The sequence below is a fragment of the Paenibacillus sp. Soil522 genome (assembly GCF_001428245.1).
Classification (GTDB): domain Bacteria; phylum Bacillota; class Bacilli; order Paenibacillales; family Paenibacillaceae; genus Pristimantibacillus.
Window position 1 is genome coordinate 100,317 of sequence record NZ_LMRV01000030.1, and the last position, 10,581, is coordinate 110,897.

A 10,581-nucleotide genomic window follows, 5' to 3' on the forward strand; every position below is an offset into this window, starting at 1 on the left:
GCCCACTCCTTCCACTTGCTAGGATATCTATAATTTTACACCCGTACAGCCAGCGCCTCTTGCAGCCGATCGCATAGGCTCTGAATCACGTCATTTTTCATCCGGTAGCTAACCCGATTCGCAATTAAGCGGCTCGTAATGCCGAAGATCGATTCCATCTCCACCAATCCGTTCTCGCGCAGCGTTTGGCCCGTTTCCACCATATCGACGATACGGTCCGCTAAACCGATCATCGGCGCAAGCTCGATCGATCCGTTCAGCTTAATCACCTCAACCTGCTGCCCAAGCTCGCGGAAATACGCTGAAGCCACGTTCGGGTATTTGGTCGCAACACGCGGATTAATTGTCGGCTTCCAGTCGGGCATGCCAATGACCGACATGCGGCATTTGGCAATACCTAGATCGAGAAGCTCGTAAACGTCCTTGTTTTCCTCCATCAGCACGTCTTTGCCGACGATGCCGATATCGGCTACGCCGTATTCCACATAAGTCGGAACATCGACCGGCTTCGCCATGATGAACTCCATGCCCGCCTCAGGCAGCTCGATGATCAGCTTGCGCGTATCATCAAAATCGCTTGGAATCGGTAGCCCCGCTTCGCGAAACAGCTTCGATGCCACCTTATAAATGCGGCCCTTCGGCATCGCCACTTTCAAAATATCCCTTGTCTCTCCGCTCATATGCCGCTTCCTCCTTTCATTCCATTTCCGTTAAACGACAGCAAATTCGTATAAGTCACGCCTTTATGTGTAAAAGAGCACTGCTCTTTCGATGTCATCACTTCATCCAGCGCACCGGACTTCTCGTCTGAACGCTCCGTTACAACGCTAATGCCTTGCGCACGCAGCTCCTGCGCTTTTATCAGCGCTTCACCCCGTCCAGCCGTGTCATAGATGACCAGCGTACGCTCCATTTCATTCTCATCGTTATCGCCAAGCAGCTCAAGGATGCGTGTCGTTTTCAACGCAAAGCCCGTTGCAGGCGCCGGTCTGCCGAACTGTGCCAGCAGATTGTCATAGCGTCCGCCGCTTACAACTGGGAACCCTAAATCAGCTGCGTAGCCTTCGAATGTCATGCCTGTGTAATAGGAGAAATCCCCGATCATCGTCAGATCGATGAGCACATGCTCGCATACGCCATACGCCTTCAGCACATCCCAAATTTCGCATAAATGCCGGATCGATGCCCGTGCGTGATCATCCACGCTTAGCTGAAGCGCTTGATCGCAAATTTCCTGGCCGCCGCGCAAGCGCAAAATCCCTTCAAGCTCGCGCTGCACCGATTCATCGATGGAAAGCTCGCGCAGCTGCTGGCGGTAGCCTACAAAATCACGGCCAAGCAAGCAGCTCTTAAGCTGCTCCTGAGCTTCCGTACGGCCCGGCAATGCTTCTTCCATTAAGCCGTTAAGGAACCCGACATGTCCGATCGCTATTTTGAAACGTTCAACGCCTGCCGCCTTCAGCGATGCTATCGCAAGCGCGACGACCTCCGCATCCGCTTCCGCCGATGAGTCGCCGACAAGCTCCACGCCCGTTTGGAAAAACTCCGCCTCGCGGCCAGCCTCTTCCTCAATAGCGCGGAACACATTGGAGTGGTAGGACAAGCGCTGCGGGAAATCCGCTTGCTTCAATAGCGATGAAACAACGCGGGCGATTGGCGCGGTCATGTCGGAGCGCAGCACCAGCGTCGTACCGCGGTTGTTGAGCAGCTTGAACAGCTTCTGGTCCGACGTAGAGCTGGCAACGCCCACTGTATCGTAGTATTCCATCGTTGGAGTTATAATTTGCTCATAGCCCCAGCCTTGCATACAGGCTAGCACCTGACGCTCAATATGACGCAGCTTCGCAACCGCGCCCGGTAAATAATCTTTAACGCCTATCGGCTTCTCGAATACTTTTGGTTTAGACATGTATGATCACCTTCACTTACTTTAGTGGTTTAAAGTACTACCATGTTACCATGCTAACAAATTAAAGAGTTTAGTCGTAATCTTAGCATGAATAGCTTCTCCCCGTCAAGCAAAAAGCCATCCTTTCAGCCCAAAAAGAAAGCCCCGTCCCGATACGAAACGAATCGTCTGGACGAAGCTTTTTGCAGCTTATTCTATTCGTTTAAAATGTTCCGCACGCTCTCATCGGGCAAGCTTGGTTTAACCGGCTCGCTCCGCTTAATCTCCCGCATAGGATTGCCGCCTACGAATGCAAAAGCCGGCACATCCTTATGGATAACAGAGCCTGCGGCTACTACCGCATGATCGCCAATCGTAACACCCGGCAATATCGTCGTATTCGCGCCAATCATGACATGGGAGCCAATTATGACTTCGCCCAGCCGGTACTCCTTGATCAAATATTCATGGGTCAGAATCGTTGTATTATATCCGATAATCGTATTATTTCCGACCGTAATGCGTTCGGGGAAGAAGACATCGACCATGACCATTAGCGCAAAAGCGGTATGCTCTCCGACCTTCATGCCGAGCAAGCGGCGGTAAATCCAATTTTTGAGCGGAAGGACCGGACAATAACGCGCGAGCTGGATAAAAATAAAATTACGGACCGATTTGACTCGGCTTACCGTCGAATATACCTGCCACAACGCGTTTGGTCCTTCCACCGGATATCGTTCAACTTTACGCAAGCGTCTCCCGCTCCAATCCTACAAATGCATATAGATCGCGCATGTCGTTAATGACATGGTGAGCTCCCGCTTCCTTTAGAATCTGCTCGCCCTTCAGCGACCAAGCGACGCCAACCGCGATCGTACCCGCCGCAATCGCGGATTCGATATCGACTATGCTGTCGCCAACCATGATCGTTGAAGACGGATCGGCTTCGAGCAGCCCGATCGCTTTGCTTACCGGCTCCGCATGCGGCTTAGGATTGACAACGTCATCAATCGTAACGATAGCATCTATGTAGTCATAAAGGCCCGTGTATTTTAAGCCGCGTTCCGTTGTCAGTCGCATTTTTGTCGTGACGACTCCAATTTGAATGCCTTGTCCATGCAGTTTCTCGATGACTTCATTTACGTAATCAAACGCTTTGACATATTCATCATGCAATCGCAAGTTCACTTCTCGATACGCCGCTACAAGTTGCGTAACGTCTTCCAAGCCCGAAAATAATTTCAATTGATCCGTCAGAGGCTGTCCCATGCTTGGGATGATATGCTCTCTTCCGAAGCCCTCCGGCGCTACGCCCTGCAAAGCTTCTATGAACGAGCGAATGATAAGCTCATTGGTGTCGATAATCGTGCCGTCAAGATCGAACAGCATCGTTTTGATTTTGCCCGTCATCGTTAATCTCTCCTTACATTACTCTTTTTGTTTGCCGGCTTCATCTTCTTTAATAGAAGAAGCATCCTCCAATTTTACTGTTGCTCCATCAGTCCCTACATTTCTCTCCGGCTTGCTTGTTACAATCGGATCATGATAATACGCCGATGCCAGACCTGTCTTGCGGCGCACGATAATAAGCGCGATAGCTCCGATGATGAGAAGCAGGGCCAATACTTGCGAAATTCTTATGTTTCCGTAAGCGGGATCCAAATAGCCTGGTTTGAATAAGACTTCCATCGGCGTCCATAGACCGTTAATGAATGATGCCAGCCAAGACGGCCCAATAAAGGCTAGACTGTCTGTACGAAGCGCTTCAATAAAGAAGCGGCCGATCGAATACCAGATAAAGTAGCTGGCCATCAGTTCGCCCGCACGTAAAAATCGTTGGCGGCGCAGTACGAACAATAAGCAGATACCGATCAGACTCCATACCGATTCATACAAAAATGCCGGATGGCGATATACACCCTCTACAAGCATTTGATCCACGATAAAAGACGGCAAATGAAGCGTATTGCGCAGGAAGGACTCGCTTACTTCCCCGCCGTAAGCCTCTTGGTTCATGAAATTGCCCCAACGGCCGATCATCTGGCCCGCAAGCAGACCAGGCACACAAATATCCACTAAACGCCAGAAGTTATAGCCCTTGTAGCGGAAATAGAAAAATCCGCAAATGAAAGCCCCGATTATTGCGCCATAAATCGCGATGCCGCCGTTCCATATTTTGAACACATCAACAAAGTTTCCTTTGTAATCTTCCCATCTGAACGCCACATAATAAATTCGCGCTCCAATAATGGCGGAAGGAACGCCCAGCAGCAGTAAGTCCATAAAGAAATCCGGCTTAATGCCGAACCGCTTCCCTTCCTGCACAACGAGCAGCAGCCCGACTAACGCCGCCGTTCCCAAAATAATGCCGTACCAATGCACTTCAATCGGACCTAACGTGAAGGCAATTGGATTTAATATCAATGTCTTCATTATTTTATATCCCCTTTAGACTCAATCGTATTCATCCATATCTTCGGCAATCGTCTCCGTCAGCTTGTTCGTAAATTGCAGCGCCGCATTATAGCCCATCCGTTTCAAACGGAAATTCATCGCAGCCACCTCAATAATGACTGCCAAGTTACGGCCCGGACGTACAGGCACCGTTACGAGCGGAATGTCCGTATCGATAATGCGCGTTGTTTCCTCATCCAGCCCAAGGCGGTCATACTGCTTGTCCTGCTGCCAATTTTCCAGCTTAATAACAAGGCCGATACGCTTCTGGGTGCGCACTGCCCCCGCTCCGAACAATGTCATGACATTAATGATCCCCAGACCCCTAATTTCGAGCAGGTGACGAATAAGCTCAGGTGCGCTGCCATGCAGCTGTGCATCCGAGGTTTGCATAATTTCAACCGCATCATCGGCAACAAGCCGATGCCCGCGCTTGACAAGCTCCAGCGCCGTCTCACTCTTACCAATGCCGCTCCCCCCGGTAATGAGCATGCCGACACCGTATACGTCAACGAGGACACCATGAATCGTTGCGGTTGGAGCCAGCTTTCTCTCCAGGAAGTCGGTAATTCTGCTCGATAGGATGGTCGTTGCCACATGGCTTCGCAGCAGAGGTATTTGATGCTCGTTTGATTGATCAATAAGCTCCTGAGGCGCTTCCAGCCCTCTAGTCAAAATAATGCAAGGCGTATCATCGTTGCATAGGCGAACCATGCGGTCCATCCGTTCCTCGCCATCCAGCATATTTAGAAACGATATTTCCGTCCGGCCGAGCAGCTGTACCCGCTCGCTCGGATGATAATGAAAATAACCGGCCATCTCCAGACCTGGGCGATACAAATCATCTACCGTAATGGCACGCTTCATTCCGTCCTCACCAGCAATAATTTCGAGCTGAAATTGTTTGACGAGTTCAGATACTTTCACTTTTTTCGGCATCGTAGGGCCTCCTCATATGACAACTGCTTGTGTGTGTAAAAATGAATGTTTATTTCCAATGTCTTCATCGTAAAGGAAAAAGGCGCCGAAAGCAACGTTTCTCCGCCGCCCGGCGCCTTGCATTCATTTAATCAGTACGCTTTTTCAATTAAACAACCGAGGCGTACAAACGGTTGTCGTTAAACGCAAAAAAAGAACGATCGGATAATCCGACCGTTCCTCTTCCAAACAATTTATTAATTTTCAAAAATGTTAAGTTCAGTCGCTTTGTCGAACAAGTGTACTTTGTTCATATCAAGAGCAAGCTTAACCGATACGCCGTCACGAACGCCGGAGCGGCCGTCAACACGAGCGATAACTGTGTCAGTGCCGATACCGTTCAGGTACAGGTACATCTCGTGGCCTAGGTTCTCAGCAACCTCAACATTCGCGTTCACGATTGTTTGCGGGGATGCTTCCAAGAATACTGGCTCTTCGTGAAGATCTTCTGGACGAATGCCTAGAATCACTTCTTTGCCAATGTAGCCTTTCGAGCGAAGAGCTGCTGCTTTGCCTTCAGGAACGACTACGTCAACACCGCTTGCTTTGAAGCGAAGCGCGCCGCCTTGCTCTGTAAGCGAACCGCTGATGAAGTTCATCGATGGAGCGCCGATAAAGCCAGCTACGAAGATGTTAACAGGGTGGTTGTAAAGCTCTTCAGGAGAAGCCGTTTGTTGAATGAAACCGTCTTTCATAACAACGATACGGTCACCCATTGTCATAGCTTCGATTTGGTCATGCGTTACATAAATAGTAGTAGTTTCAAGACGTTTTGTAAGCTTGCTGATTTCAGCGCGCATTTGTCCACGAAGTTTCGCGTCCAAGTTGGAAAGCGGCTCATCCATCAAGAATACTTGCGGCTCACGAACGATTGCGCGTCCTAGAGCGACACGTTGACGTTGACCACCGGAAAGTGCTTTTGGTTTACGGTCAAGCAAGTGCTCGATATCAAGAATTTTAGCAGCTTCACGTACACGTTTGTCGATATCTGCTTTTTTGAATTTGCGAAGTTTAAGGCCGAAAGCCATGTTTTGGTAAACGTTCATGTGCGGGTACAACGCGTAGGATTGGAATACCATCGCGATGTCGCGGTCTTTAGGAGCAACGTCGTTCACAAGGCGGTCGCCGATGAACAGTTTGCCTTCCGAAATTTCTTCAAGGCCTGCAATCATACGAAGAGTTGTCGATTTACCGCAACCAGATGGTCCGACCAATACGAGAAACTCTTTGTCTTTAATATCTAAGTTAACGTCAGTAACCGATGCTTTGTCAGTACCCGGATATTTTTTGTAAATGCCTTCTAAACGTACGCCTGCCATGATAATTTTCCCCCTAGAAAGAAATTTCGATATGCCTATATCTTATCCCACAGGGGAGAATGTGACTATGCACATACTTTACAAAAAAACTAATTTCTTTTCGTAACTTTATACAATAGCAATATAATTTTGACTAAAACAGCATCTCGAAACTGTCGAACATCAAGCCCCGTCTCCTGTTTAAGCTTGTCTAAACGGTATAAAAGCGTATTACGATGAATGTATAATTTCTTTGCCGTCTCGCTAACATTGCAATCGAGCGTAAAAAAAGTGTCTAAAGTGCTCAACATTTCTGATTCGACAAATAAATCGGCTCTTTTTAGCGACTGTTCCAAGTATTTGGAGCGCTGAACTTCAGGAATCGAGTTTAATAAACGTTCCAGCTGAAGCATCCACGGCAAATGAATACTCGTTCCGACATGAAATTTCCGTCCGAGATTAATCGTTTCCCGCAGCAGAATAGTCGTCTCGACCATTCCCTTCGCCGGTGATGTTGGATGTGCGACAGCCAGATGACATTCGCCGATCCATTCACTGGCAAGCATCTCGTGCAATCCGAGCCCAATCGACGCTAAGCTATCCTCCAGCGTTTCTTCCTCCTGCTCGTCAAATGCATCCGAATCCTCATCCTTTAGTAACGATACAGACCCCCAAATGAGCCATTCCTGACTCTTGAGCGGAATGAGCAATACATCATCGGACATAAATGAACGCAGCAGCTTCTCTAGCTCCGTATACGTTGCTTGCTTGGTACCTGTTTGCTCGGTCACGAGTAAGAATGGAATCATTTCGTTAAATAAACGGCTGCCAACTGTTAAATGATCCGGTAAAGAATAGGCAGGCTCATCAGACTCCAGCTGCTTCTGAATCCAATCGCCCAGCTTAAGCGCATTCTTTTCCGTTTCTGTGAGTGCCGCTCTCTTTTTCTCCGCTAAAGTGCCGCAATTAAGCTGTAATGTCCAGCTAATCAGCTCTTTTTCGGTTGTCTGCAAGGAAGAACTCTCGATTTCTAATAGATCTACTGCATATTCAGTAGAAGCGATGACGATCCACGTTCTCCCGTCTTTTTCGATGCGCTCACCTTCTATAGGAGAAGATAAATTATGATCGCCTTGCCGCACCGCAGCAGCATTACTTACTAAATCGCTCCACTCCGCTATCGATTTTGAAACAGCATGTACCGGACAGTTCAAAATGTGCTGCAGAGGCTTCAACCAGTCTGTCGTGCTCATTTCTCTTTCTCCAATCTCCACAAGCGTTAGCGGATTAATGAGTAAAAAGCTTATTCCTACTTATTTGTAGAATTATGCCTTTTTTCGTCATTGTACCACAAGCGTTAACCTAATTCAGCCTATAGCCAGTAAAAGAATGATCGACAGCAGCGCGAAAAGCGCAGCAATCAAATAAAGAAACGATACAGTCTGAACCTGACTCAAACCCCATTTCATCAAAATATGATGCGTGTGAAGCTTGTCTGCATGGTGCAGACCCTTACCGCTAATAAGTCTGCGCAGCATAACGTATGCCGTGTCGAAAATAGGCAATCCAAGCGCTAATAACGGTACAAGCAGCGTAATGAACGTTGCTCTCTTAAACGTTCCGTCAACTGCAATAACCGCAAGCGTATAACCAAGAAAGGTGGCTCCGGCATCACCCATAAAAATTCGCGCCGGATAAAAATTATGCACTAAAAATCCAAAGCACGTGCCTGCTACAATGACTGCGAGAATAGCCGTGCTTGGCTGCCCTTTTATGAGCGCCACGATTAACAGCGTGAGCGCTGATAACGTGCAGACGCCTGAGGCAAGCCCATCAACTCCATCTATAAAATTAATCATATTGATCAATCCGAAAACCCATAGCATCGTTGTAAGCCATGAGAACCAATCGGGGAAAGAAATAAAAAGATCCGTAAAAGGATTCGCGATTCCTGCTATTCTAATATGAAATAATGTGGGAATTGAAGCGGCGCCCATATAAAGAATAACGCGCGGCCATACCGGAAAATCCCTTCCCTTAGCCTTAGCGCCATCATCCAGAAGTCCGACGAGAACGAGCAGTGTACCTCCCGTAACAATGGTCCAAGTAAGCGGTGTAAAGCCTATAAAAATAAACATCGCGATAACGCAGCCAACAAAAATAGCCGCTCCTCCCATCAGAGGTATCGGCTTATTATGTATCTTCCTTTGATTCGGACGGTCAACAAAGCCTAAGCGCAGTGCAAGCATCCGAAGCGGTGGTACGCTTGCAAATACTATCGCAAAACTAATTAATGCCGCAAGTCCAAATACCATTGCAATACCCCTTTTTCTCTTCTAATTTATTTCTGTATGTATACATTGTTCCCTTATATCGATAAAATACAAGAAACAAATCATACTTGTTTGACCAAAAAGGCCAACTCGTGGTACGATTTATTCAAAGTTAACTCATCGGATTAATTAAATATTGATCTGCACATTATGAGTATAAAAGAGGAGTGTACATACATATGGCGAATATCGTTATTATTTCCGGTAGTCCGAATGCTTCATCACGCTTGAACGGGATCACGCAGTACGTAGAGCAGCAATTAACGGAGAAAAACCTTTCGGTCGATCTAATTACGGTCGTTTCTTTACCGGCCGAAGATCTCATTCATGCTCGTTTTGGCAGCCCTGCTATTATAGAGGCGAATAAATTAGTAGAAAATGCTGATGCCGTCATTATTGCTAGCCCCGTTTATAAAGCATCCTTCACAGGCGTTCTGAAAACATTCCTGGATCTACTGCCGCAAAAGGGCCTTGATGGAAAAATTATTGCTCCTCTGTTCATCGGAGGTACTATTGCCCATCTTCTCTCCATCGACTATTCGCTTAAGCCCGTACTCGCTTCAATGGGCGCAAAACTTTATGTTAGCGGCGTTTACGCTGTTGACTCGCAAATTAATCGTACGCAGGAGCCTAATGAAGCTCCCGTGTTTGAATTAAATGAAGAGTTAACCCTGCGGCTATCGGAAACCGTAAATGAACTGGTTCAAGAGCTTTCTCTTCGCAGCAAATAACGATTGCCTTTTTAAAATAATAAAATCAAAAAACCGAAGATCCTGGGATCTTCGGTTACGATGTTTTTGTAGGGAAAATGGTGAGTCATGTAGGATTCGAACCTACGACACCCTGATTAAAAGTCAGGTGCTCTACCAACTGAGCTAATGACTCATGATGCTTAAAAAAACTGGTGGAGGATGATGGATTCGAACCACCGAACTCAGAGAGAGCAGATTTACAGTCTGCCGTGTTTAGCCACTTCACTAATCCTCCATACTATTACCTATTTTTCGTTGTTACGAAAAATAAAGTGGTGGCTCGGGACGGAATCGAACCGCCGACACGAGGATTTTCAGTCCTCTGCTCTACCGACTGAGCTACCGAGCCTTACTTTAAAGAAAATGGCGGAGCTGACGGGATTCGAACCCGCGGTCTCCTGCGTGACAGGCAGGCATGTTGGGCCACTACACCACAGCTCCAAGTGGATCCGGTCAAAAACCGAATAATTAAATAATGGTGGAGGCTGACGGGATCGAACCGCCGACCCTCTGCTTGTAAGGCAGATGCTCTCCCAGCTGAGCTAAGCCTCCGAATGTTGTGATAAAGAAAGGTAATGGTAGCGGCGAAGGGGATCGAACCCCCGACCTCACGGGTATGAACCGTACGCTCTAGCCAGCTGAGCTACACCGCCACGCTTGTCCCCCGAATAATTGTCGCTTGCAGCGTTCGGGGACGCATGCAAGATCAGGTAATGACATCGCCAAATGTCTTCGCAATGAAGCTGTATCCGTTGCTCTAGGCAACGCTCAACAACTAATTTGCGCCCTGAAAACTGGATACGAAAGTTAGGTTTGCTGAACCTTTTAGCTGCTGTCTGCCGGATGTATGGGTCCTGGCAAACGTTTTAGGATAAGCC

The 10,581-nt window shown here is 47.8% G+C and carries 10 protein-coding genes and 6 tRNA genes; 1 reads left to right on the plus strand and 15 read right to left on the minus strand.

What is annotated here, in order from left to right; genetic code table 11:
* Positions 1-35: 35 nt before the first annotated feature.
* The 9 genes from hisG to ASG81_RS07540 form a co-directional block, all read right to left on the minus strand.
* Positions 36-680: an ATP phosphoribosyltransferase gene (hisG, locus tag ASG81_RS07500; protein WP_056631303.1), complete on the minus strand. Its 645-nt coding sequence runs from the start codon at positions 678-680 to the stop codon at positions 36-38.
* On the minus strand, positions 677-1,909 hold the full coding sequence (locus ASG81_RS07505; protein WP_056631307.1) for an ATP phosphoribosyltransferase regulatory subunit: 1,233 nt from the start codon (positions 1,907-1,909) through the stop codon (positions 677-679). The genes hisG and ASG81_RS07505 overlap by 4 nt, the downstream gene beginning before the upstream one ends.
* 194 nt (positions 1,910-2,103) lie before the next feature.
* The gene (locus ASG81_RS07510) at positions 2,104-2,640 is read right to left on the minus strand and encodes an acyltransferase (RefSeq protein WP_056631310.1); all 537 of its coding nucleotides are present in this window, start codon (positions 2,638-2,640) and stop codon (positions 2,104-2,106) included.
* Entirely contained in the window at positions 2,633-3,298 is a 666-nt protein-coding gene (gene ppaX, locus ASG81_RS07515) for a pyrophosphatase PpaX (protein ID WP_056631313.1), read from the minus strand. The genes ASG81_RS07510 and ppaX overlap by 8 nt, the downstream gene beginning before the upstream one ends.
* Positions 3,299-3,316: 18 nt before the next feature.
* Positions 3,317-4,321, minus strand: coding sequence for a prolipoprotein diacylglyceryl transferase (gene lgt, locus ASG81_RS07520; RefSeq protein ID WP_056631315.1), 1,005 nt, complete (start codon positions 4,319-4,321; stop codon positions 3,317-3,319).
* Positions 4,322-4,342: 21 nt separating this feature from the next.
* Positions 4,343-5,281 (minus strand): HPr(Ser) kinase/phosphatase, encoded by a 939-nt coding sequence (gene hprK / locus ASG81_RS07525; RefSeq protein ID WP_056631318.1) that lies wholly within the window; start codon positions 5,279-5,281, stop codon positions 4,343-4,345.
* Positions 5,282-5,517: 236 nt separating this feature from the next.
* Positions 5,518-6,639 (minus strand): ABC transporter ATP-binding protein, encoded by a 1,122-nt coding sequence (locus ASG81_RS07530; RefSeq protein WP_056631320.1) that lies wholly within the window; start codon positions 6,637-6,639, stop codon positions 5,518-5,520.
* An 89-nt stretch (positions 6,640-6,728) separates the two neighbouring features.
* Positions 6,729-7,871, minus strand: a complete 1,143-nt coding sequence (locus ASG81_RS07535) for a PucR family transcriptional regulator (RefSeq protein ID WP_056631323.1) — start codon at positions 7,869-7,871, stop codon at positions 6,729-6,731.
* 114 nt (positions 7,872-7,985) lie between these two features.
* Positions 7,986-8,933 carry a glycosyltransferase family 4 protein gene (locus ASG81_RS07540; RefSeq protein ID WP_056631328.1) on the minus strand — a complete coding sequence of 316 codons (948 nt, stop codon included), beginning with the start codon at positions 8,931-8,933 and terminating at the stop codon, positions 7,986-7,988.
* Between the two features lie 197 nt (positions 8,934-9,130).
* Between ASG81_RS07540 and ssuE the strand changes: the two genes are divergently transcribed.
* Positions 9,131-9,682, plus strand: a complete 552-nt coding sequence (ssuE, locus tag ASG81_RS07545) for an NADPH-dependent FMN reductase (RefSeq protein WP_056631331.1) — start codon at positions 9,131-9,133, stop codon at positions 9,680-9,682.
* 78 nt (positions 9,683-9,760) lie between these two features.
* Here the strand turns inward: ssuE and ASG81_RS07550 are convergent.
* The 6 genes from ASG81_RS07550 to ASG81_RS07575 all read right to left on the minus strand — a co-directional run bounded on the left by ASG81_RS07550 (position 9,761) and on the right by ASG81_RS07575 (position 10,356).
* Positions 9,761-9,836 (minus strand) — tRNA-Lys (locus ASG81_RS07550).
* Positions 9,837-9,853: 17 nt separating this feature from the next.
* A tRNA-Tyr gene (locus ASG81_RS07555) sits at positions 9,854-9,938 on the minus strand.
* A 38-nt stretch (positions 9,939-9,976) separates the two neighbouring features.
* Positions 9,977-10,052: transfer RNA gene (locus ASG81_RS07560), tRNA-Phe, on the minus strand.
* A gap of 15 nt (positions 10,053-10,067) precedes the next feature.
* Positions 10,068-10,144: transfer RNA gene (locus ASG81_RS07565), tRNA-Asp, on the minus strand.
* A gap of 35 nt (positions 10,145-10,179) precedes the next feature.
* Positions 10,180-10,255: transfer RNA gene (locus ASG81_RS07570), tRNA-Val, on the minus strand.
* 24 nt (positions 10,256-10,279) lie between these two features.
* Positions 10,280-10,356: transfer RNA gene (locus tag ASG81_RS07575), tRNA-Met, on the minus strand.
* Positions 10,357-10,581: the final 225 nt, after the last annotated feature.

Bases quoted from the DNA above. Each gene is read 5' to 3' on its own strand.
- hisG (WP_056631303.1), bottom strand. From the start codon at position 680: ATGAGCGGAGAGACAAGGGATATTTTGAAAGTGGCGATGCCGAAGGGC.
- ASG81_RS07505 (WP_056631307.1), bottom strand. From the start codon at position 1,909: ATGTCTAAACCAAAAGTATTCGAGAAGCCGATAGGCGTTAAAGATTAT.
- ppaX (WP_056631313.1), bottom strand. From the start codon at position 3,298: ATGACGGGCAAAATCAAAACGATGCTGTTCGATCTTGACGGCACGATT.
- lgt (WP_056631315.1), bottom strand. From the start codon at position 4,321: ATGAAGACATTGATATTAAATCCAATTGCCTTCACGTTAGGTCCGATT.
- hprK (WP_056631318.1), bottom strand. From the start codon at position 5,281: ATGCCGAAAAAAGTGAAAGTATCTGAACTCGTCAAACAATTTCAGCTC.
- ASG81_RS07530 (WP_056631320.1), bottom strand. From the start codon at position 6,639: ATGGCAGGCGTACGTTTAGAAGGCATTTACAAAAAATATCCGGGTACT.
- ASG81_RS07535 (WP_056631323.1), bottom strand. From the start codon at position 7,871: ATGAGCACGACAGACTGGTTGAAGCCTCTGCAGCACATTTTGAACTGT.
- ASG81_RS07540 (WP_056631328.1), bottom strand. From the start codon at position 8,933: ATGGTATTTGGACTTGCGGCATTAATTAGTTTTGCGATAGTATTTGCA.
- ssuE (WP_056631331.1), top strand. From the start codon at position 9,131: ATGGCGAATATCGTTATTATTTCCGGTAGTCCGAATGCTTCATCACGC.